General features: G+C 65.9%; 26 protein-coding genes and 1 tRNA gene. 14 read left to right on the forward strand and 13 right to left on the reverse strand.

All coding sequences use genetic code 11. From position 1 onward, the window contains the following. Positions 1-2: 2 nt before the first annotated feature. Positions 3-1,085 (reverse strand): phenylalanine--tRNA ligase subunit alpha, encoded by a 1,083-nt coding sequence (gene pheS / locus ACSQ3M_RS07385; protein ID WP_436149428.1) that lies wholly within the window; start codon positions 1,083-1,085, stop codon positions 3-5. Here pheS and ACSQ3M_RS07390 point away from each other — a divergent pair. From ACSQ3M_RS07390 to ACSQ3M_RS07405, 4 genes are read left to right on the forward strand one after another with little or no spacing between them, the layout of a single operon-like run. Then, positions 1,075-1,665 (forward strand): hypothetical protein, encoded by a 591-nt coding sequence (locus tag ACSQ3M_RS07390; RefSeq protein WP_436149429.1) that lies wholly within the window; start codon positions 1,075-1,077, stop codon positions 1,663-1,665. The two genes, pheS and ACSQ3M_RS07390, sit on opposite strands and share 11 nt — an antisense overlap. Positions 1,666-1,669: 4 nt before the next feature. Next, positions 1,670-2,185, forward strand: a complete 516-nt coding sequence (locus tag ACSQ3M_RS07395; protein WP_436149430.1) for a hypothetical protein — start codon at positions 1,670-1,672, stop codon at positions 2,183-2,185. Beyond that, positions 2,182-2,802 (forward strand): SCO family protein, encoded by a 621-nt coding sequence (locus ACSQ3M_RS07400; protein ID WP_436149431.1) that lies wholly within the window; start codon positions 2,182-2,184, stop codon positions 2,800-2,802. The genes ACSQ3M_RS07395 and ACSQ3M_RS07400 overlap by 4 nt, the downstream gene beginning before the upstream one ends. A 58-nt stretch (positions 2,803-2,860) precedes the next feature. After that, positions 2,861-3,622 carry a TIGR00730 family Rossman fold protein gene (locus ACSQ3M_RS07405; RefSeq protein WP_436149432.1) on the forward strand — a complete coding sequence of 254 codons (762 nt, stop codon included), beginning with the start codon at positions 2,861-2,863 and terminating at the stop codon, positions 3,620-3,622. A 175-nt stretch (positions 3,623-3,797) separates the two neighbouring features. Here the strand turns inward: ACSQ3M_RS07405 and rplT are convergent, their stop codons facing one another. From rplT to ACSQ3M_RS07420, 3 genes are all read right to left on the reverse strand, one after another. Beyond that, the gene (rplT, locus tag ACSQ3M_RS07410; RefSeq protein ID WP_129158601.1) at positions 3,798-4,172 is read right to left on the reverse strand and encodes a 50S ribosomal protein L20; all 375 of its coding nucleotides are present in this window, start codon (positions 4,170-4,172) and stop codon (positions 3,798-3,800) included. A gap of 28 nt (positions 4,173-4,200) precedes the next feature. Further along, positions 4,201-4,401 carry a 50S ribosomal protein L35 gene (gene rpmI, locus ACSQ3M_RS07415; protein ID WP_110488066.1) on the reverse strand — a complete coding sequence of 67 codons (201 nt, stop codon included), beginning with the start codon at positions 4,399-4,401 and terminating at the stop codon, positions 4,201-4,203. Positions 4,402-4,651: 250 nt separating this feature from the next. Then, the gene (locus tag ACSQ3M_RS07420; protein WP_436149433.1) at positions 4,652-5,050 is read right to left on the reverse strand and encodes a MerR family transcriptional regulator; all 399 of its coding nucleotides are present in this window, start codon (positions 5,048-5,050) and stop codon (positions 4,652-4,654) included. Between the two features lie 77 nt (positions 5,051-5,127). Between ACSQ3M_RS07420 and ACSQ3M_RS07425 the strand changes: the two genes are divergently transcribed. Genes ACSQ3M_RS07425 through ACSQ3M_RS07435 form a run of 3 tightly spaced genes read left to right on the forward strand, consistent with a single transcriptional unit; the run spans position 5,128 to position 6,213 of the window. Further along, positions 5,128-5,559, forward strand: coding sequence for a mercuric transporter MerT family protein (locus ACSQ3M_RS07425; RefSeq protein ID WP_436149434.1), 432 nt, complete (start codon positions 5,128-5,130; stop codon positions 5,557-5,559). Further along, entirely contained in the window at positions 5,556-5,795 is a 240-nt protein-coding gene (locus ACSQ3M_RS07430) for a GDCCVxC domain-containing (seleno)protein (RefSeq protein WP_436149435.1), read from the forward strand. Before ACSQ3M_RS07425 ends, ACSQ3M_RS07430 begins: the two co-directional genes overlap by 4 nt. Continuing rightward, complete coding sequence (locus ACSQ3M_RS07435; RefSeq protein WP_436149436.1) at positions 5,788-6,213, forward strand: hypothetical protein; 426 nt, start codon at positions 5,788-5,790, stop codon at positions 6,211-6,213. The genes ACSQ3M_RS07430 and ACSQ3M_RS07435 overlap by 8 nt, the downstream gene beginning before the upstream one ends. A 67-nt stretch (positions 6,214-6,280) precedes the next feature. On the opposite strand, the gene ACSQ3M_RS07440 is transcribed toward ACSQ3M_RS07435, so the two are convergent. Then, positions 6,281-7,486, reverse strand: coding sequence for an MFS transporter (locus ACSQ3M_RS07440; RefSeq protein ID WP_436149437.1), 1,206 nt, complete (start codon positions 7,484-7,486; stop codon positions 6,281-6,283). A gap of 113 nt (positions 7,487-7,599) precedes the next feature. Here ACSQ3M_RS07440 and ACSQ3M_RS07445 point away from each other — a divergent pair, with 113 nt between their 5' ends. From ACSQ3M_RS07445 to ACSQ3M_RS07470, 6 genes are all read left to right on the forward strand, one after another. Next, positions 7,600-8,193, forward strand: a complete 594-nt coding sequence (locus ACSQ3M_RS07445) for a TetR/AcrR family transcriptional regulator (protein ID WP_436149438.1) — start codon at positions 7,600-7,602, stop codon at positions 8,191-8,193. A 109-nt stretch (positions 8,194-8,302) separates the two neighbouring features. Continuing rightward, the gene (locus ACSQ3M_RS07450; protein WP_436149439.1) at positions 8,303-9,196 is read left to right on the forward strand and encodes a MurR/RpiR family transcriptional regulator; all 894 of its coding nucleotides are present in this window, start codon (positions 8,303-8,305) and stop codon (positions 9,194-9,196) included. After that, on the forward strand, positions 9,193-10,530 hold the full coding sequence (locus ACSQ3M_RS07455; protein WP_436149440.1) for an aspartate aminotransferase family protein: 1,338 nt from the start codon (positions 9,193-9,195) through the stop codon (positions 10,528-10,530). The genes ACSQ3M_RS07450 and ACSQ3M_RS07455 overlap by 4 nt, the downstream gene beginning before the upstream one ends. Positions 10,531-10,587: 57 nt before the next feature. Continuing rightward, on the forward strand, positions 10,588-11,625 hold the full coding sequence (locus tag ACSQ3M_RS07460) for an amino acid ABC transporter substrate-binding protein (RefSeq protein ID WP_436149441.1): 1,038 nt from the start codon (positions 10,588-10,590) through the stop codon (positions 11,623-11,625). After that, positions 11,625-12,257, forward strand: a complete 633-nt coding sequence (locus tag ACSQ3M_RS07465; protein WP_436149442.1) for an arylsulfatase — start codon at positions 11,625-11,627, stop codon at positions 12,255-12,257. The genes ACSQ3M_RS07460 and ACSQ3M_RS07465 overlap by 1 nt, the downstream gene beginning before the upstream one ends. A 146-nt stretch (positions 12,258-12,403) precedes the next feature. Continuing rightward, entirely contained in the window at positions 12,404-12,697 is a 294-nt protein-coding gene (locus tag ACSQ3M_RS07470; protein WP_436096271.1) for a GYD domain-containing protein, read from the forward strand. Positions 12,698-12,902: 205 nt separating this feature from the next. On the opposite strand, the gene infC is transcribed toward ACSQ3M_RS07470, so the two are convergent. Further along, complete coding sequence (gene infC / locus ACSQ3M_RS07475; RefSeq protein ID WP_436150281.1) at positions 12,903-13,445, reverse strand: translation initiation factor IF-3; 543 nt, start codon at positions 13,443-13,445, stop codon at positions 12,903-12,905. Positions 13,446-13,531: 86 nt separating this feature from the next. Further along, complete coding sequence (locus ACSQ3M_RS07480; RefSeq protein WP_436149443.1) at positions 13,532-14,755, reverse strand: glycosyltransferase family 4 protein; 1,224 nt, start codon at positions 14,753-14,755, stop codon at positions 13,532-13,534. Positions 14,756-14,882: 127 nt separating this feature from the next. On the opposite strand from ACSQ3M_RS07480, the gene ACSQ3M_RS07485 reads away from it, so the two are divergent. Further along, entirely contained in the window at positions 14,883-15,665 is a 783-nt protein-coding gene (locus tag ACSQ3M_RS07485) for an alpha/beta hydrolase (RefSeq protein ID WP_436149444.1), read from the forward strand. A 10-nt stretch (positions 15,666-15,675) separates the two neighbouring features. Here the strand turns inward: ACSQ3M_RS07485 and ACSQ3M_RS07490 are convergent, their stop codons facing one another. From ACSQ3M_RS07490 to ACSQ3M_RS07515, 6 genes are all read right to left on the reverse strand, one after another. Next, a complete protein-coding gene (locus tag ACSQ3M_RS07490) occupies positions 15,676-15,930 on the reverse strand; it encodes a DUF1150 family protein (RefSeq protein WP_436149445.1) in 255 nt (84 codons plus the stop codon). A 114-nt stretch (positions 15,931-16,044) separates the two neighbouring features. Further along, the gene (locus tag ACSQ3M_RS07495; protein WP_436149446.1) at positions 16,045-16,473 is read right to left on the reverse strand and encodes an Hsp20 family protein; all 429 of its coding nucleotides are present in this window, start codon (positions 16,471-16,473) and stop codon (positions 16,045-16,047) included. A gap of 137 nt (positions 16,474-16,610) precedes the next feature. Continuing rightward, on the reverse strand, positions 16,611-17,015 hold the full coding sequence (locus ACSQ3M_RS07500) for a RidA family protein (RefSeq protein WP_436149447.1): 405 nt from the start codon (positions 17,013-17,015) through the stop codon (positions 16,611-16,613). A 109-nt stretch (positions 17,016-17,124) separates the two neighbouring features. Continuing rightward, positions 17,125-17,201, reverse strand: a tRNA-His gene (locus tag ACSQ3M_RS07505). A gap of 128 nt (positions 17,202-17,329) precedes the next feature. Continuing rightward, the gene (locus ACSQ3M_RS07510; RefSeq protein ID WP_436149448.1) at positions 17,330-18,334 is read right to left on the reverse strand and encodes a hypothetical protein; all 1,005 of its coding nucleotides are present in this window, start codon (positions 18,332-18,334) and stop codon (positions 17,330-17,332) included. Positions 18,335-18,490: 156 nt separating this feature from the next. Continuing rightward, positions 18,491-18,886, reverse strand: a complete 396-nt coding sequence (locus tag ACSQ3M_RS07515) for a phasin (protein ID WP_436149449.1) — start codon at positions 18,884-18,886, stop codon at positions 18,491-18,493. Between the last annotated feature and the right edge of the window lie 51 nt (positions 18,887-18,937).

Here is an 18,937-nt window from a genome sequence, read left to right on the forward strand (position 1 = left end):
GGTTACGAGGACAGCCCACCGGTCAGTGTCGGCAGGTCGAGCGGGCGGAAGCCGTAATGCGACAGCCAGCGGATATCGGCCTCGAAGAACGGCCGCAGGTCCGCCATGCCGTATTTCAGCATGGCGATGCGGTCGATGCCCATGCCCCAGGCAAAGCCCTGATAGACGTCGGGATCGAGCCCGCAATTCTTCAGCACGTTGGGATGGACCATGCCGCAGCCGAGGATCTCGAGCCAGTCTTCGCCCTCGCCGAAGCGGATCTCGCCGTCCTTGCGCGAGCACTGGATGTCGACTTCGGCCGACGGCTCGGTGAAGGGGAAGAAGGACGGCCGAAAGCGCATCTTGACGCCTTCGACCTCGAAGAACGCCTTGCAGAACTCCTCCAGCACCCATTTCATGTGGCCGAAATGGGTCTTCTTGTCGATGACGAGGCCCTCGACCTGATGGAACATCGGCGTGTGGGTCTGGTCGGAATCCATCCGGTAGGTCCGGCCGGGGCAGATCACCCGGATCGGCGGCTCCTGCGACAGCATGGTGCGCACCTGGACCGGTGAGGTATGGGTGCGCAGCAGCTTGCGCTCGCCATTGGCATCCGGCGCGAAGAAGAAGGTGTCGTGCATCTCCCGGGCCGGATGGCCGACCGGGAAGTTCAGCTTGGTGAAGTTGAGATCGTCGGTCTCGACATCCGGCCCTTCGGCGACCGAGAAGCCCATGTCGCCGAAGATCGCGGTGATCTCGTCGATGACCTGGCTGATCGGGTGGATGCGCCCGCGCGCCTCCGGGCCCTCGCGCACCGGCAGCGAGATGTCGAGCCGCTCGGCCGCGAGCCTGGCTTCCAGCGCCGCTTCACCGAGCCCGTCCTTGCGGGCGGCGATCGCCTGCTGGACGGTGTCGCGCAGGCCGTTGATGCGGGGGCCCTGCTCCTTGCGCTCGTCCGGCGTCATCGTGCCGAGCGTCTTCAGCAGGCCCGAGACCGAGCCGGACTTGCCGAGCGCCGCGATGCGCAGCTGCTCGAGCGCCGCCTCGTCGCCGGCCGCCTCGATCTCACCGACAAGTGAATCGCGAAGGGTGTCGATGTCGTTCATGCCTGCTCTGGTCCGTTTGCGAGGCATCTTCTATGGTGTCGGCGGCGGTGAGGCTAGGGGCAATCGTGCTGGCAAAGCATCGCGCAAGCGCGCAAATGCCAGTCGGATTCCGGGATCGCGTGCAAAGATGACAATCTTGTCTCAAGCCCGGCGCCCCGCGTTCCTATCCGCAGCTTTTGCAGCGCTATTCGCCTTTGCGGCGCCCGCACCCGCCCAGCAGAGTGGCCAGCGTGTCACCGTCACCGGCGAGATCAGCGACAGCTGGTGCACAATCAGCGGGCTGATGTTCGCCAAGGGCACGGCGCATCATCAATGCGCGATCTGGTGCGCCCTCGGCGGCATTCCGGTCGCGATCCGCGACGCCGGCGGCAATCTCTACCTGATCCTGAAGATCGGCGACGACGAGGACAGCGCCGGCAATCCGCGCGTGGCGAAACTGGCGACGCACGAGGTCACGGTCGATGGCGAGCTGCTGGAGCGCGACGGCGTCAAGTACCTGTTGGTCGACCGCATCGCTGACGACAAGGGCGTCATCACGATGACGCATGAAGAACACGGCATCCAGCCGTTCGGGAATTGAGGCAATGCGGGTCATCGCAGCAGCACTTGGCGTCGCGGCTCTGCTGATCGCGGGAACCGCCCTCGCCGCAGAGCCCTGGAACATCCCGCACGAAAAGCAGGTGGTGTTGAAGGGCCGCGTCGTCGACGCGCTCTGCCAGCTCAAGGGGCGCTGCGCCCCGGATTGCGGCGGCGGCAAGCGGCAGCTTGGGCTCGCGCTCGCCGATGGAACCTTCAGGCTGGTGGCGAAGTCCAACATCGACTTCGCCGGCGCGACCGCGGATATCTCGCCCTACTGCGGGCGCGAGATCGAGGCCGACGGCCTGCTGATCGAGAACCCGGCGGTGACCCTGTTCTTCGTGCAGCGCCTGCGCGAGCGGCCGGATCAGGACTGGATCGCCGCCGAACGCTTCAAGGCCGATTGGGAGGCCAGGAACGGCAAGGCCGAGGAATGGTGGCGCGGCGATCCGCAGGCCAACCGGATCATCGCCGAAGATGGACCGTTCGGCATCAAAGGCCTCGCTCGCAAGCCGATGCCATGACCGGACGGATCAGCCGCCGTCTCCTTCTCGCCGGCCTTGCTGCCGGCTCGGTGGTTGCCGCACACGCGCAGGATCATGGCGGCCACAGCCCCTCCCCGGCCGCCAGGCCACCACAAGACCCGCTGGCGACGCAATTCGGTGGCCCGTTCAGCCTGACCGACCATAGCGGCAAGCGCGTCACCGAGGCCGATTTCCGCGGCCGCTTCATGCTGATCTATTTCGGCTTCACCCGCTGCACCGACACCTGCCCGGTCGACCTGCCGATCATCGCGCAGGCGCTCGACGCGCTCGGGCCGCTGGCCGCGAAGGTCGCGCCGCTGTTCATCAGCGTCGATCCGGTCAACGACAGTCCAGCCACGATGGCTACCTACGTCGCGAACTTCCACCCCCGGCTGATCGGGCTATCCGGCAATGAGACCGAGCTCGCAGCGGTTGCCAGGGCCTACAAGGTGCATCGCCGCAAGCTGATGCAGGCGCATCACGGCCATGGCGAATATACCATCGACCACGGCTCGCTGACCTATCTGATGGGACCGGACGGCCGCTTCCTGACCCTGCTGCCGCATAATTCCGGCGCCGAACGCATGGCGGGCGTATTGCGGAAATACATCTCGTGACGTGATAGGCGTGGCGCATCGTTTCAGCGCAACCCGCCGCCCGCAGAGAAGCCCGCCTATGCCCGACAGCAGCGCCCAGAAGAACTCGCCCTCCTACCGGATCGCCGCCCTCGACCAGGACTTTCTCCTCGGCGACTCGATGCGTGGCGCGCGATTCATGCTCGAATACCAGAAGGCCGAGGACAATCTGCGAGCCCGCGGCATCCTCTCGACCATCGTCGTCTTCGGCTCGGCGCGGGTGCGCGAGGGCAATCCCTGGTACGAGGCGGCGCGCAGCTTCGCCCGGATCGCCTCGGAGCGCGGCGGCGCCCTCGATGGCAAGGATCGTGGCCGGAACCATGTCATCGCCACCGGCGGCGGGCCGGGCATCATGGAGGCGGCCAATCGCGGCGCGTCCGAAGCGGGCGCGGTCTCGATCGGCTTCAACATCACCCTGCCGCACGAGCAGGAGCCAAATGCGTATTCGACGCCGGACCTGACCTTCCGCTTCCACTATTTCGCGATGCGCAAGATGCACCTCGCCATGCGGGCGGCGGCGCTGGTGGTCTTCCCCGGCGGGTTCGGCACGCTCGACGAACTCTTCGAGATCATGACGCTGGTGCAGACCGGCAAGATGCCGCCCGTGCCGATCGTGCTCTACGACAGCGCCTACTGGCAGGGGCTGATCAATCTGGAGCGGATGGCCGAGGCCGGCTTCATCCGGCCCGAGGACCTCAAGCTGTTCTGCTATGCCGACAATCCGGAGGAAGCCTACCAGCGCATCCTCGACGGTGCCGGCGAGAATTGGACGCCGAAGGCGGTGGAGAAGGTACAGACGTAACCGTTGGCCGGTCTTCCCGTCATGGTCGGGCTTGTCCCGACCATCCACGTCTTCACCTGTCGAAGGCGGTGTTCAAGACGTGGATGCTCGCCACAAGGGCGAGCATGACAGCGAGCACAAACGAAAAAGGCCGGCGTTTCCGCCGGCCTTTTGCAATCCAATCAGGTCAGTCCGCTCAGGCGGCCTTGGCTTCGGCGGCGAGTACGCCCTTGACCGTCTCGACCACCGCGGTGAAGGCAGCGGTGTCGTCGATGGCGAGGGCCGACAGGGTCTTGCGGTCGAGCTCGAGGCCCGCCTTGATGAGGCCGCCCATGAAGACCGAATAGGTCAGGCCGTGCTCGCGCACCGCAGCGTTCAGGCGCTGGATCCAGAGCGCGCGGAACGTGCGCTTCCGGTTCTTGCGGTCACGATAGGCATATTGCATCGACCGATCGACAGCCGCCTTGGCGGCGCGGATCGTGTTCTTGCGGCGGCCATAGAAACCCTTGGCGGCCTCGAAAGTCTTCTTGTGCTTGGCATGGGACGTAACGCCCCGTTTCACGCGAGCCATGTTTGATCTCCGGAAAGGTTGTCAGGCGTTAGCCGTTGGGGAGGAAATACTTCTTCACGTTGGCAGCATCGCCCTCGAAAAGAACGTTCGTCCCACGGTGATTGCGGAGCTGCTTGTTCGTCCGCTTGATCATGCCGTGACGCTTGCCGGCCTGGGCATAGAGCACCTTGCCGGTTCCGGTGAGCTTGAACCGCTTCTTAGCGGCCGATTTGGTCTTCATCTTGGGCATTTCAGCTCCTCATAGGTCGCGAGCGCGCGAATTGCGCCGCTTGAGTTTTGCTTTGGGAAGCAAAGAACGACCGCCACGGCAGCCCTTATCAGCCGGGCGATCGAAGGTGGCGCCTATGACAGAAAAGCCACGCCCTTGCAAGCGCGGCCTCCGCATTAGGTCGTTTCTTAGTTTGAAATTCGGCTCGCGTCCCGTCGCAGGCCTTCATGCAGGTTGACTTGAGCAGAGAGGGGGTACGGAAACGACGAGCTCAGCTGTCGCTGAGCATATCGAGGACGGGGCAGGCCGGCGTCTCAGCTCCGCAACATTGATCAACCGTCCCGGCGAGGATGCGTTCAAGTCTGCGTAGGTCCGAGATTTTGGCGCGGACGTCATCGAGATGGGTCACCGTCAGCGCCCGGACCTCCGCGCAAGACGCACGACCCGGCTTCGCCAAGTTCAGAAGCGCCCTGATCTCCTCAGTGCCGAAGCCGAGTTCCCGCGCCCGCCGGATAAATGACAGGCGGCGCGCATGTTCGACACCATAACTCCGATAGCCGCTGGCGGTGCGCCCGGGCTCTGGCATCAGGCCGATGCGCTCGTAGTAGCGAACCGTCTCCAGATGAACACCCGCTGCGTTCGCCATTTTGCCGATCGTCATGCCTCGCATGGCCGTGTCGCTTTTTCCGCTTGAGCCCGTAGTGACTACGGGGTTCACGATACGCCTATCGCGCGAGGAAAGCATCCATGGCCCGTTACGAACCTCTTGTGGCGCCAACGGCCACCGACGATCCACCATCTACCGGACCGGCGAGCGGCGGCGGGCTGGCTGTCATCAGCGTCGTCACGGGTCTCGGGGCCATCGCAGCATCGTCTTGCTGTGCCGTGCCGCTGACGCTTGCCTTGTTCGGTGCTGGAACAGGCATCTCCGGGACATTCGAGGCCCTTGCCCCCTGGCGAATACCACTCCTCATGGCGAGCACACTCGGGGTGGCTGCCGGCTGGTTCGCATCGTGGCGGAAGACTCGCATGGCCTGCGGATCTGGATCGGCGTGCGCCGCGCGGCCTTATTCTCGGGCTGCCTTCGCGCTCCTCCTTTTTGCGACTCTGATCGTCGTGACGGCGATTAGCTGGGACTACCTTGAACCTTCCCTGCTCAAACTGGTGCGATCCGCATGACGCAGCTCACATCGATCATCTCTTGCCCCCATTGCGAGCACCAAGCCTGTGAGCGCATGCCTACCGATGCCTGCCAGTTCTTCTACGAGTGCAAGGGCTGCGGGACCCTCATCAAGCCGAAGCCGGGCGATTGCTGTGTGTTCTGTTCCTACGGCGACGTACCGTGCCCACCGATCCAACAGGCTCAAGCTGGCGGAGAAGCCGGACCCTGTTGCGGCGAGAGCTGCCATGGTTGACAAATGCGACACCTGTTCTGAGGTCGCCGCAAAGGATTGGGCCAGCGATTGGCGCACCCTTGCAGGGCTCTGGGGTCTTCCGGGCACGGCCATGCTTGCCGCCGGCCTGTTGGAACCGGTTTCCCGCGCGATCGTCTGGACCGCCATGCTCACCTGGATGGGGGCGGCTTGCTTCCTAAACGCTCGCCGCTGCAGCCGGACCCATTGTCGCATTACGGGCCCGTTCTTCTTCGTGATGGCAGCGCTTGTGACCGGCTACGCATCCGGAATACTGCCCATCGGCCGACATGGCTGGGCCATTCTTGGAGGCCTCACCTTCGCAGGCTTCGTGATTCTGTGGTGGGGCAGTGAATATGCCTGGGGCAGGTTCTCAACTTCCAGAAATGCCGCCTCATCACGAAATTTGAAGCTCTTATGACGGATCAAGGCGTTTTCGACCCAGCGCCGAAACTCAAACGCCAATACGGGCACTTGTCCTGCAACGGTCAGGCCAGAGCCGGCTGCCGCTGGCCCGGCGCGGCTTCGCCGAGCGCGCGGAAGCCGAGTAGGACGATCGCCAGAGCCGAGAACCCGCCGGCGACCGAGACGTAGAAGCCGCTGCGGGCGCCATAGACGTCGATCAGCCAGCCTGAGGCGGCCGAGCCCGCCGCCATGCCGACCCCCATGCCGGTCATCACCCAGGTGATGCCCTCGGTCAGCTTCGAGGCCGGCACATGCCGCTCGACCAGCGCCATGGCGACGATGACGGTCGGCGAGATCGAGGCGCCGGCGATGAAGAGCACGATGCCCAACATCCAGAGCGACGACACGATCAGCAGCGGCAGCGTCGTCGCTGCGGCAAGCCCGATCGAGAGCAGCAATTGCGTCGCCAGCGGCAGACGCAGGCGCAGCGCGCCGAAGATGAGGCCGGTGATGAAGGAGCCGGCGGCATAGGCGGCAAGCGCCAGGCTCGCCGCCGCCTTGTTGCCCTGCGCTTCGGCAAAAGCCACCGCGGTGACCTCGGCAGTGCCGAAGACCGCACCGAGCGCGACCATCAGCAGCGCGATGATCTGCACCGGCACCAGCCGGATGGCGGAACCGCCGCTCGCACCATGCGCATGCACCGGCGGCTCGGTCGCGCGCTGGGCCACGAACAGGGCCATGCCGATGGCGAGCAGGATCGTCGCCGCGAGCGGCCCCGCCTCGGGGAACCAGACGACGCTGAGGCCGATCGCGATCACCGGGCCGACCATGAAGACCATCTCGTCGACCACCGACTCAAAGGCAAAAGCGGTGCGCAGCTGCGGCGTGTCGCGATAGATCTCGCTCCAGCGGGCGCGCACCATCGCCATCATGCTCGGCTCCAGCCCGGCGAGAGCGGCGAACACAAAGAGCACCCAGATCGGGGCTTCGAAGCGCGTCGCCAGCATCAGGCCGGTCAGCGCGACGATGGTCGCCAGCGTGGCCGGGATCAGCACCTTGCTCTGGCCGTGGCGGTCGACCAGCCGCGAGATCTGCGGCGCGATCAGCGCGTTGGCGAGCGCGAAGGTCGCGGCGACACTGCCGGCGAGCCAGTACTGGCCGCGCGCCTGGGAGAGCATGGTGACGATGCCGATGGTGACCATCGACAGCGGCAGGCGGGCGATGAAGCCGGCGGCCGAGAAGGCGACCGCGCCGGGAGCCCGGAAAATCTCGCGATAGGGGTTAGGCATGGACGTCTCCGTCGCATCGGCGCTTAATTGACATACGGTGCGTATGTGACACAAGTATTTGCATACGCACCGTATGTCAATTAACATACGAGCCGTATGCGAAAGGGACATGGATGACGCGCAAGCCGCGCACGCAGATGATCGCCGAGACACGGGCCAAGCTGATCGCGGCGGCGCGGGCCGCCTTCGGCACAGTCGGCTATGCCGAGACCTCGATGGACGAGCTCACCGCCTCGGCCGGGCTGACACGAGGCGCACTCTACCATCATTTCGGCGACAAGAAGGGCCTGCTGGCGGCGGTGATCGTCGAGATCGACGGCGAGATGAACGCGCATATGCGGGCCGCCACGGCCAAGGCGACCGACCCCTGGACCGGTTTCCGCAACGAATGCACCGCCTATATCGAGCTGGCGCTCGATCCCGAAATTCAGCGCATCATGCTGCGCGAGGGCCCGGCCGTCCTCGGCGATCCCTGGGACTGGCCGACGCTGAGCGAATGCATCCGCTCGATGACGGAAAGCCTGACGAAGCTGGCCGAGACTGGCGTCATCGCACCGATCGATGCCGAAGCGGCGTCGCGGCTGATCGCCGGCGCGACGCAGTATGCGGCGCAATGGATCGCGCACGCGCCCGATCCGGAGGCGACCTCGCGCAAGGCGATCGAGGCCTTCAACCTGATGCTCGATGGGCTGCTCGTGCGCAACTGAGCCGGTGGCAAAGCGCAATGGCGCCTATTTCAGCATGAAACAAATGTTTCTTAATTTCCATATCGACATTTTCGTTTCATGCGCGCCGACTCCTTGCTAGCATCCCTGCATGGACAAGCCCGGCCTGACGGCGAGCCTCACCGAGAGCTTCGAGCAATTGCCGCAGCAATTGCAGGTGGCGGCTCGCTGGGTGCTCGACCATCCGGCCGATGTCGCATTGCTGACGACGCGCGAGCAGGCCAAGCGGGCCGGCCTGTCGCCGGCCACCCTCACCCGGCTGGCGCAGCGCTTCGGCCTCAAGGGCTATGACGAGCTCCGCGCCGTCCATGCGGCGGCGCTGCGGCGGCGGCCGGAGGGATTCGCTGGGCGCGCCGGCGAGCTGATGCAGCGCCATGGCGAAGAGGGTCCGGGCGCGATCGCGCAGGACATGTTCGCGGCGCTGGCCGAACATCTCAAGGCGCTGCGCGAGCCGCAGGCGCTCGCCCGCTTCGAGCAGGCCGCCGACCTGCTCAGCGAAGCACAAATCGTGTTCTGCTTCGGCCTGCGCTCGGCCTTCCCAGCCGCCTTCATGCTCGACTACATCCGCGACCTGATCGGGGCGGACTCGGTGCTCGCCGACGGCGCCGGCGGGCGCGGCATCGACGCACTGCGCCGGATCGGCCCGGGCGATGCGCTCTTTGCCGTCTCGGTCGCACCCTATACGCGCCTGACCGTGCAGGCTGCCGAGATCGCCAGGGGGCGCGGTGCAACGGTCGTGGCGCTGACAGACAGCGCGCTCTCGCCCCTCGCCGCCCTCGCCGATGCGACGCTGCTGGTCAGGACCGAGACGCCGTCCTTCTTCCACACGATGACGCCGGCCTTCGCCGCGGTCGAATGCCTGGCGGCGCTGATGACGGCACGCAAGGGCGAGGCCGCGCTCGCCGCAATCGCCCGCCACGAGGCCGCACTCGACGCGGCCGGTACCTTCCTCAATCAGAGACCCGCCAAGCGAGGCCACCGATGAGCCACATCCTGCATCGCATGCTGAGCAAGATCTACCCGACCGCGACCGGTGGCGAGGGCATGCTGCTGCGCGACCAGAACGGGCGCGAGCATATCGACGCCTCGGGCGGCGCCGCAGTCTCCTGCCTCGGCCATGCCCATCCCGATGTGCTGGCGGCGATGCATGCGCAGATCGACAAGCTCGCCTATGCCCATACCAGCTTCTTCACCACCGACGCGGCCGAGGAGTTGGCCGACCATCTGATCGCGCGAGCGCCAGCCGGAATGGAAAGCGTCTATTTCTGCAGCTCGGGCTCGGAGGCGATCGAGGCCTGTCTGAAGCTGGCCCGGCATTACTTCGTCGAGAAAGGCGAACTGCGCCGCGTCAACTTCATCTCGCGCCGGCAGAGCTATCACGGCATCACGCTGGGGGCGCTCTCGGTCGGCGGGCGGATGAAGGATCGCGCGCCCTTCGAGCAGATGCTGATGCAGGGCCACCACATCTCACCCTGCTACGAATATCGCGACCGCCGCGCCGACGAGACCAGCGAAGAATACGCCTTACGCGTCGCTGACGAGCTCGAGGCGAAGATCCTCGAACTCGGGCCGGAGACGGTCTGCGCCTTCGTCGCCGAGACCGTGGTTGGGGCGACGCTCGGCGCGGTGCCGGCCGCACCGGGCTACTTCAAGCGCATCCGCGAGATCTGCGACCGCTACGGCGTGCTGCTGATCCTCGACGAGGTGATGAGCGGCATGGGCCGCACCGGCACGCTGCACGCCTGCGAGCAGGAAGGCATCGCGCCCGATCTGATGGCGATAGCCAAGGGGCTGGGCGGCGGCTATGCGCCGATCGGCGCGATGCTGGCTTCAAAGCGGGTCGTCGAGGCGGTCCGGCAGGGCTCGGGCATCTTCCCGCACAGCCAGACCTATGTCGGCCATCCCCTCGCCTGCGCCACCGCGCTCGCGGTGCAGAAGGTGATCGAGCGCGACGACCTCCTCGCCAATGTCCGCAAGCAGGGCGCCAGGCTGGAGCAGCGCCTGCGCGAGCGCTTCGGCAACCATCACCATGTCGGCGACATTCGCGGGCGCGGCCATTTCTGGGGCGTCGAGATCGTTGCTGACCGCTCGACCAAGGCGCCTTTCGATCCCGCGCTGAAGCTCAACGCCAGGATCAAGCAGGCGGCGCAGGAGCGCGGGCTGCTGATCTACCCGATGGGCGGCACGGCCGACGGCACCGCCGGCGACCACATCCTGCTCGCCCCGCCCTTCATCATCGACGCCGCGACCGTCGATACGATCGTCGACCGTCTCGGCGACGCCATCGACGCGAGCCTGGCCTCGGCCCGACCGGCCTGAGGCTCTACCCGATCCGGGCCATCAAGAGCCCGTAGCGACCACCACAGGGGAACTGCCATGAAACGACTGAAGACCAAACAATTGAAACATCTGCTCTTCGCCGGACTCGCCACGCTCGGTTTTGCCGGTGTCGCCGCCGCCCAGACCGGCACGCTTGAGCGCGTCAAGGCGCGCGGCGAACTGATCTGCGGCAACCATATCGCCTTGCCCGGCTTCGGCATCCAGGGGTCGGACGGGCGCTGGGACGGGCTCGACATCGATCTCTGCCGCGCCGTCGCCGCGGCGATCTTCAACGACCCGAACAAGGTCCGCTTCATTCCGACGACGCCGCAGATGCGCTTCGTCGTGGTGCAGTCGGGCGAGGTCGACATGCTCGCCCGTAATGCGACCTACACCATGTCGCGTGACACCACGGCGGGCATGTCCTGGCCGATCATCAACTATTTCGATGGCCAGGGCTTCATGGTGCGCAAGTCGCTCGGCGTTACCGAGGCGAAAGGCTTAAACGGTGCCTCGATCTGCGTGACGCAGGGGACGACGACCGAGCTCAACCTCGCTGACTTCTTCCGCGCCAACAAACTCAAATACGAGATCATCGGCTTCTCCACCAATGAAGAGGGCGTCAAGGCGCTGGAAGCCGGACGCTGCGACGCCTTCACCACCGACACCTCGGGCCTCGCCGCCGAGCGGCTGAAATTCTCCAAGCCGGACGATTTCGTCATCCTGCCGACGCTGATCTCGCGCGAGCCGCTCGGCCCGGCGGTGAAGCGCGGCGACGAGAGCTGGGTCGCGCTGGTGAAATGGGTGCACTACGCCATGCTCAACGCCGAGGAGCTCGGCGTGAGCAAGGCCAATCTCGAAGAACAGCTCAAATCCGGCAATCCCGAGGTCAAGCGCCTGCTCGGCGTCGAGGGCAAGTTCGGCGAGGGCCTTGGCCTGAGCAATGACTGGGCCCTGCGCATCATCAAGCATGTCGGCAATTACGGCGAGAGCTTCGAGCGCAATGTCGGCGCGGGCTCCAAGCTTCAATTGAAGCGCGGCTTGAACGACCTCGCCTCGAAGGGCGGGCTGCAATATCCGCATCCTATTCGCTGATGCGGATCGCCCTGATCCATGCGCTGCGCCATTCGCCGCCTCCGATCGAGGCGGCGTTCGCGCGGCTGTGGCCTGAGGCCACGCTGATGAACCTGCTCGACGACAGTCTCTCGGCCGACCTCGCGCGTGACGGGCGGATCACCGAGGCGATGACCGGGCGCTTCCTGAGCCTTGCCAGCTATGCCCGTGCGACCGGCGCCGATGGCATCCTCTTCACCTGCTCGGCCTTTGGGTCCTGCATCGAGACGGTCCAACGCGCACTCTCGCCGCTGCCAGTACTCAAGCCGAACGAGGCGATGATCGAGGAAGCGGAGACGGTCGGCGGCCGGATCGGCCTCCTCGCCAGCTTCGGGCCGACATTGCAGTCGATGCCGCCAGAGTTTCCAGGATCGCTGACCGTGGTGCCGAAGCTCGCCGAAGGCGCGCTCGCCGCGCTCGACCGCGGTGACGGGCCGGAGCATGACCGGCTGGCGGCGCTGGCAGCACGCGATCTGGCGGATTGCGATGCGATCGCGCTGGCGCAGTTCAGCCTGGCGCGAGCGGCATCGGCGGTCGCAGCCACGACAGGCAAGCCGGTGCTGACGACCCCGGACAGCGCGGTGCGGAAGCTGAAACGGCTGCTCAGCCGATAGGCCCTGCCTGATACCGGCCCATCATGCTAGAGTGGCGCGGCAGGCCCGGCGGATGGTTCAACGGCCCATCCGGAACCCGCGCGGCGACAAGCCGGCGCCGTATGCTGCTTCCGAGGAAAGGCCGGGCCTTTTCGGGGAGAGGCGCGATGACCACCTACATCATGCTGCTCAACTGGACCGACCAAGGCGCACGCAAGCTGAAGGATTCGCCCGCCCGTCTCGACACCGCCAAGCAGGCATTGAGGGATATGGGCGGCGATTTCAAAGCCTTCTTCATGACGATGGGCAAATACGACATGGTCGTCATCTGCGAGGCGCCGGACGATGCCGTGCAGGCGCGCTTCTGCCTGCAACTGGCCATGCTCGGCAATGTCCGCACGGAAACGCTCAAGGCTTTTCCCGAGGCGGCTTATCGCGAGATCATCCGCTCCGTCAGCTAGAGCCGGATCCGTCTCTCACTTTGAGTTTAGAGACCGCTTTTTTGATCAGCTTGCCGTGCAAGCTGATCGGAACGGGCTCAAGGGAATGCCTTGACTTGGTCGACTGATGGCCGGGTCGGGCCGAATGCAACGAAGCCCGGCCGAAACGGCCGGGCTTCGTAAAAACGATGCGAATGCGAGCCTCATTCGGGCGCGCGGTTCGGCATCACTTCGGTGCGAGCACCATCACCATCTGGCGGCCTTCGAGCTGCCAGTCGCTTTCGACCTTGGCGATCTCGACGAGATCGGCCTTGACGCGCTCCAACACCTTCACGCCGAGATCCTGGTGCGCCATCTCGCGGCCGCGGAAGCGCAGGGTGACCTTTACCTTGTCGCCTTCGTCGAAGAAGCCGTGCATCGCCTTCATCTTCACGTCGTAGTCGTGCTTGTCGATGCCGGGGCGGAGCTTGATTTCCTTGATCTCGATGGTGCGCTGCTTCTTGCGCGCCTCGGCCGCCTTCTTCTGCTCGAGAAAGCGGAAGCGGCCATAGTCGAGAATCTTGCAGACCGGCGGCTCAGAATTGGGGGCGATCTCGACCAGATCGAGACCGGCGTCCTCGGCAATCTTGAGCGCGTCGAAAAACGAAACCACGCCACGGTTGGCGCCGGTATCGTCGATGAGCTGGACGTCGCGGACGCCACGAATGTCGCGGTTGGCGCGGGGACCGTCCTTGGTGGGGGTTGGTGCGGCTCGGAAGGGACGACGAATGGCGGTATTCTCCTGTGATTGGCGTATCGCGCCGTTGGTGAGACACATTGCACAACGCGAAGCGTTGTCAATGGATCAGGTGGGGTTCAGCGCCCCAGCAGGGCGCAATAGACGTCGAGTGTGTCGTTGACCATCGAGGCCAGCGAGAAATGGCGCTCGACATGCAGTCTGGCCCGTCGCGCCAGCGCATCGCGGGCGGAGGGCCTGAGTGCCAATGCCTCACGCAGGGCTTCGGCGAGCGCCGTGGCATCGCCGGGCGGAATATGCCAGCCGCTGCGCTCCTGAGGCGAGACCTGCGGCGGCGCCAGCACCGTCTCCGGTACGGCGCCGAGATTGGAGACGACGACCGGCGTGCCCATGGCCTGCGCCTCGACGGCGACGCGGCCGAAGGCTTCCGGCTCGGTCGAGGGCACGGCGACGACAGCCGCAGCCAGGAACGCCGCGGGCATATCGCTGCAATGGCCGACGCGGCGAACGCGGCCTTCGAGCTTGGCTTTGGCGATGGCATCGTCGAGCTCACGCACATAACCGTCGCGGCCCTGCGCATCGCCCGCGAGGATGAAGGCCGTGTCCTCGTCGCCGGCGTCGCGCAACTGGCGCGCCGCCTCGATCAGCACCTTCTGACCTTTCCAGCCGGTGAGCCGGCCGGGCAGCAGAACGATGCGCTGATGCGGCTCGACGCCCCAGGCGCTACGCAGCGCGCTGATCCGTTCCGGATTCACCGCCGCCGGCGCGAAGGCGGAAAAGTCCGTGCCGCGATGGACGACGCGAATGCGATCACGGGCGAAGTTGTGCCGGGCCCGGATCAGATCGGCGGTGTAGGCGGAGTTGGCGATGACGACGTCGCTGCGCGCCATCACCGAATTGTACAGGTTCTTCACGGCCGAGCGGGCGTTGTAGGAGCCGTGATAGGTGGTGACGAAGGGCAGCTTCAGCGCCCGCGTCGCCGCGAGTGCGACCCAGGCCGGCGCCCGCGAGCGTGCATGGACGAGGTCGACCCGCTCGCGCTTGCAGAGCAAAGCGAAGGTGCGCACGTTCAGCAGCATCGAGACGGGGTTCTTGGCCGCGGCCGGAAACGGCAGCCAGATGCCGCCCTTGGCCTGCAGCTCGGCAACGAGCCGCCCGCCTTCCGTCGCGACCAGCGCACGGGCGCCGACTTCGGTCAGTCCCGCGGCGATGTCGACGGCGGTGCGCTCGGCGCCTCCCGCTTCCAGATCCGGGATGATCTGCAGCACGGTGCGCCCGGCGAGCGGATGCGTCTCGGTCGACGGCAGGGATAATTGCGCGCCGGAACGCAGGGAGGTGCTCACTATTCGAAAGGGCCTTCTGCTTGGCGACTCGCCGATGCTATCGGGTTCAGATGATGACCAAATCGGGCGGTATTGCAGCAGGGACATGCCTGCTTTCCCCCGGTTCACCACAGGAGAGCATAGGGTGATGAAGCCTGAGCTGCAATTTCTGAGCGTCGGCGCCGGCGACGAGCACCGCGAGATCGCGGTGCTGGCGCAGGCGGGCAAGGGCCCGCCGGTGGTCTGGCTCGGCGGTCTGCGCTCGGACATGCGCGCGACCAAGGCCGAGGCGCTCGCCGCCTGGGCTGAGCGCGCGGGACGCGCCTTCATCCGCTTCGACTATGCCGGCCATGGCGAATCGAGCGGCGACTTTGCTCAGTGGACCATGTCGCATTGGCTCGAGGATGCGCAGGCGATTCTGACCGCCCATACCAAGGGTCCCGCCATCCTTGTCGGCTCGTCGATGGGCGGCTGGGTCGCGCTGCTGGCGACGCTGCGCCTGCGCCTAGCCGCGCCGCACTTGCGCCCGGCAGGCCTCGTGCTGATCGCGCCGGCCGTCGACTTCACCGAAGAGTTGATGTGGGCGCAGATGCCGGAAGCGATCCGCGAAACCATAGCGCGGGACGGCCTCTGGCAGCGGCCGTCCGAATATTCTCCCGAGCCAATGCCGATCACGCGGGCACTGATCGAGGACGGGCGGCGCCATCTCCTCTTCGGGCACCCGCTGGAGACCGGCTGCCCCATCCATATCCTGCAGGGAATGAAGGATCCCGACGTGCCCTATGGCCAGGCGTTGAAGCTGGTCGAGCACCTGCCGCATGATCCGGTCGTGCTGACGCTGATCAAGGATGGCGATCACCGCCTGTCGACGCCCGAGGACATCGCGCGCCTGATCGCCGCCGTCGAGGGCATCGCCCCCGCGGCGGCGTAAACGCGGCGCGTTAGTGCAGGCTGACCATCCTGAGATCGTGCTCCCAGGCGTTGGCCGTGGCGGCCTCGCGGGAATCGGTCACCAGGATCGGTGCGCCATCGGCCGAAAGCAGCGCGAAGAGCTGCAGCCCTGGCTCGATCTCCGGCGCCTGCGGGAAGATGCGGGCCAACTCATCCGACATGATCGGCTTGAGATAAGCGACCTGGCCGTTGCCGAGGGCGGCGAATTCGGCCGTGGTCAGGGGGTTGGTTCTGGTCTCAGTCATCGCGCCCTCCTTCAGAGCAGTGCGAGGCGGTTTGATTGTGCATCCTGATCATGAACAGAAGGCAAACCGCATGCCTCCTCGGACTGACGTCTACAAAGCGCCTTCTCCAGGCCCCTAGTCGCGGCTCATGATATCGATACGCCGGACGAGCCGTTCCGGTTCCGGACGGGCAAGGTCGATGGCGAGCAGCCCGTTCGAGAGATCGGCGCCCAGGACATGCATGCCATCGGCAAGCAGGAAGGAGCGCTGGAACTGCCGCGCGGCGATGCCGCGATGCAGGAAATGCCGCGTCTTGTCATCGACCTGCCGGCCGCGGATGGTCAGCTGGTTTTCCTCCAGCGTGATCTCGAGCTGTTCGCGCGAGAATCCAGCCACCGCGAGCGTGATCCTGAGCTTGTCGGGCTCATCCTCCGTGCGCGGCAGGCGCTCGATATTATAGGGCGGATAGCCATCGCCGGCGCCTTTGGCGACCCGGTCGAGAGCCCGCTCGATATCGTCGAACCCGAGCAGGAAGGGATGCGACAGGCTAGGCGGACGCGTCATCACGAAGCCCTTTGAAAGGCGCCTCTGGAACAACCGGAGCCCGCTTGCGCAGCACCCCGAACGCGAAAGGCGAACCCAACCGCGTGAACCGGATATGGCGAGCGGCAAGCCCGGTCGCAAGTCCCGCCGGCTGGCGCTCAATCCAGCGCGGCGATCGCCTCGATTTCGATCAGGAGTCGCGGGTCGACCAGGGCGGTGACGCCGACCATGGTGCTCGCCGGATAAGGGCCGTCACCGAGGTATTTCATGCGCACCTTGCGCACTGCGACCGCCTTCTCGGTGCTGAGATCGACGACGTAGGTCACCAGCTTGAACACCTTGGTGAAGTCTGTTCCGGCAGCAGCCAGCGCCGCGGCGAGGTTGGCGTAGACCTGTTCGGCCTGGGCGGCGATATCGCCCTCCCCCACCACTTTCCCCATCGGGTCGTAGGCGACCTGACCGGAGACATGAACCTGCCGCTCCGCCTTGACGATCGCGAGGTGCGAATAGCCGGTCGGCGGCGAGAGCGAGGCGGGGTTGATAAGATCGATCTTGCTGGGCATGGCGTGCTCCCGAAGCTGGCGGCCCGTGCCGCGCGGTCAGGGCGGCAAGCTAGGCCGGCGCAGGCTGCGCGCGCAATCTCAAGAACCAACGGAACTGGATAAGGAGAGATGGTACAGCCACCCCGGCTTGAACGGGGGACCTCTAGATCCACAATCTAGCGCTCTAACCAACTGAGCTATGGCTGCACGGCTTGCGCCTGATGTCGCGGCGCCCGGAAGCTGTCCGGCGACGGCGCGGAACCTAGTGCCGCATTTCGCCGAATGCAACGGCGAAATGCACGCCGGCGCGGGGAAAACCGCGCCGGCTTTGAAAATCAGGAACGCGGCGGTTGCTGGCGGGTCGTCGCGGCGAGATCGCCGAGATGGGCAGCAAGCGATTCATAGCTGCGGCGGAAAGCCTTGGCCTGCAGCGCCACCGCGTCTGCAGCGCTCTGCGTGCGCGCCAGGGTCTCGATCTCGCCCAGCGTCGCCTTGAGCTCGGCGCAGGCATGATCGAGCACTTTGGCCTGAACGGCTGCGAAGGCACGCGTCAGAACCAGCGTCGGCTCGAACCAGGTGGTTGCCGAGAAGGGCGCAACCGCAACCGGCTTCGGAGCCTCGACCGCTTTGGCAACGGCCGGCGTGGCGGCAGGCTCCGGCTTAGCCGCCTGAGCAACCTCGACGAGCTTGAGCGGGGCGGGAGCGGGCTTTGCCACAACCGGAGCGACCGGCTTCACCGCAACGGGCTCGACCTTGGCGGGAGCGGGTTGCGCCTTGACCGGCTCGGCCACGGGCTTGGGCGGCGCGGAGACCGGCTTGGCAGGCGATGCTTTCACAGTCGCAGCCTTAGCCGCCGGCTTCGCGACCTTCTTCTGCAGGACGATGCGCTTGGCGGGCTCCGCGACAACCTTGGCGGCGGGCTGCGGCGCAGACTTGGCCACAGCGGCTGGCGCAGCCTTCACGACTGGCTGAGCTACGGGCTGCGGAGCGGCAGGCTTGGAAGCGACAGGCTTGGCCTCGACCTTGGGGGCGGACGTCACTGCAGCCGGAACGGCGACCGGCTTCACGTCCACCACGGGCTTGACCTCGGGGGCTTTGACGACGGGCGACACAGCCGCAGCCTTCACGACCGGCTGGGGCGCAGCCTGCAACGTGGCTGGCTGCGCGGCTTGGGGCGCGGGCGTTGCCGCAACCGGAGCGATGACGGGCTTCACCTCTGCCGCAGGCTTGGCCTCGGAAGCCTTGGCAGGAACGGCCGGTGCCACCGGCTTCGACTCGCTCAACGCCTTGACCGGCGCGAGGCTGATCGGGGGCTTGCCGGGAATAGTCTGCTTCGCCATCGGATGTCTCCTTCACAGATCCTGCAGGACGAGCCTGCGCGTTTGACGAAACCGGCCCAGTCAGGTCCCCGCGAGGAGTTTCCCCCTCACAGGGTCGTGCGCTGGTCCGGCCGCCTCATCGTGAAAGCCCGCTCCGCGCCCGTGGCGCGCCCGGCTTCACTTCAGTTTGGTCGCCTTGGCGGCGGTCTCGGCGGTCTTCTTGGCGACATCCTGCACCGTCGCGCCGACTTCCTTGAGCTGCGTCTGCAGCGCGGCCACCTGGGCCTTCAGGAACTCGGACTGGTGCTGGAGCACCTCGTTCATGTCGCGAGACTTGACCAGCTTGTCAGCGAGGTCGAAGGCGGCCGCGATGTTGCTCTCGGCATAGGTCATGGCCTTCTTGGTCATGTCCTGGACGTTGACGCGGGCCGACTCGGCCGAACCATGAGCGCCGTCGACCGCCTTCTGGGCAGCGCCAATGAAGCCGTCGAAAGCCTTGCGGGCCTGGTCGACGCTCTTCTCGGCGAATTCGCGCATTTCGGTGGGGACTTCGTAGGGGTTCTTGCCGTCCATGGTGGTCCTCCTGTGACCGAGCCAGGCTTCTGCGCCGCCTCCGGCGTCGAG

This window comes from Allobosea sp. LjRoot90 (assembly GCF_964254315.1).
In the GTDB taxonomy this organism is placed as follows: domain Bacteria; phylum Pseudomonadota; class Alphaproteobacteria; order Rhizobiales; family Beijerinckiaceae; genus Allobosea.

Bases quoted from the DNA above. Each gene is read 5' to 3' on its own strand.
- ACSQ3M_RS07390 (WP_436149429.1), top strand. From the start codon at position 1,075: ATGTCGTTCATGCCTGCTCTGGTCCGTTTGCGAGGCATCTTCTATGGT.
- pheS (WP_436149428.1), bottom strand. From the start codon at position 1,085: ATGAACGACATCGACACCCTTCGCGATTCACTTGTCGGTGAGATCGAG.
- ACSQ3M_RS07395 (WP_436149430.1), top strand. From the start codon at position 1,670: ATGCGGGTCATCGCAGCAGCACTTGGCGTCGCGGCTCTGCTGATCGCG.
- ACSQ3M_RS07400 (WP_436149431.1), top strand. From the start codon at position 2,182: ATGACCGGACGGATCAGCCGCCGTCTCCTTCTCGCCGGCCTTGCTGCC.
- ACSQ3M_RS07405 (WP_436149432.1), top strand. From the start codon at position 2,861: ATGCCCGACAGCAGCGCCCAGAAGAACTCGCCCTCCTACCGGATCGCC.
- rplT (WP_129158601.1), bottom strand. From the start codon at position 4,172: ATGGCTCGCGTGAAACGGGGCGTTACGTCCCATGCCAAGCACAAGAAG.
- rpmI (WP_110488066.1), bottom strand. From the start codon at position 4,401: ATGCCCAAGATGAAGACCAAATCGGCCGCTAAGAAGCGGTTCAAGCTC.
- ACSQ3M_RS07420 (WP_436149433.1), bottom strand. From the start codon at position 5,050: ATGCGAGGCATGACGATCGGCAAAATGGCGAACGCAGCGGGTGTTCAT.
- ACSQ3M_RS07425 (WP_436149434.1), top strand. From the start codon at position 5,128: ATGGCCCGTTACGAACCTCTTGTGGCGCCAACGGCCACCGACGATCCA.
- ACSQ3M_RS07430 (WP_436149435.1), top strand. From the start codon at position 5,556: ATGACGCAGCTCACATCGATCATCTCTTGCCCCCATTGCGAGCACCAA.
- ACSQ3M_RS07435 (WP_436149436.1), top strand. From the start codon at position 5,788: ATGGTTGACAAATGCGACACCTGTTCTGAGGTCGCCGCAAAGGATTGG.
- ACSQ3M_RS07440 (WP_436149437.1), bottom strand. From the start codon at position 7,486: ATGCCTAACCCCTATCGCGAGATTTTCCGGGCTCCCGGCGCGGTCGCC.
- ACSQ3M_RS07445 (WP_436149438.1), top strand. From the start codon at position 7,600: ATGACGCGCAAGCCGCGCACGCAGATGATCGCCGAGACACGGGCCAAG.
- ACSQ3M_RS07450 (WP_436149439.1), top strand. From the start codon at position 8,303: ATGGACAAGCCCGGCCTGACGGCGAGCCTCACCGAGAGCTTCGAGCAA.
- ACSQ3M_RS07455 (WP_436149440.1), top strand. From the start codon at position 9,193: ATGAGCCACATCCTGCATCGCATGCTGAGCAAGATCTACCCGACCGCG.
- ACSQ3M_RS07460 (WP_436149441.1), top strand. From the start codon at position 10,588: ATGAAACGACTGAAGACCAAACAATTGAAACATCTGCTCTTCGCCGGA.
- ACSQ3M_RS07465 (WP_436149442.1), top strand. From the start codon at position 11,625: ATGCGGATCGCCCTGATCCATGCGCTGCGCCATTCGCCGCCTCCGATC.
- ACSQ3M_RS07470 (WP_436096271.1), top strand. From the start codon at position 12,404: ATGACCACCTACATCATGCTGCTCAACTGGACCGACCAAGGCGCACGC.
- ACSQ3M_RS07485 (WP_436149444.1), top strand. From the start codon at position 14,883: ATGAAGCCTGAGCTGCAATTTCTGAGCGTCGGCGCCGGCGACGAGCAC.
- ACSQ3M_RS07490 (WP_436149445.1), bottom strand. From the start codon at position 15,930: ATGACTGAGACCAGAACCAACCCCCTGACCACGGCCGAATTCGCCGCC.
- ACSQ3M_RS07495 (WP_436149446.1), bottom strand. From the start codon at position 16,473: ATGACGCGTCCGCCTAGCCTGTCGCATCCCTTCCTGCTCGGGTTCGAC.
- ACSQ3M_RS07500 (WP_436149447.1), bottom strand. From the start codon at position 17,015: ATGCCCAGCAAGATCGATCTTATCAACCCCGCCTCGCTCTCGCCGCCG.
- ACSQ3M_RS07510 (WP_436149448.1), bottom strand. From the start codon at position 18,334: ATGGCGAAGCAGACTATTCCCGGCAAGCCCCCGATCAGCCTCGCGCCG.
- ACSQ3M_RS07515 (WP_436149449.1), bottom strand. From the start codon at position 18,886: ATGGACGGCAAGAACCCCTACGAAGTCCCCACCGAAATGCGCGAATTC.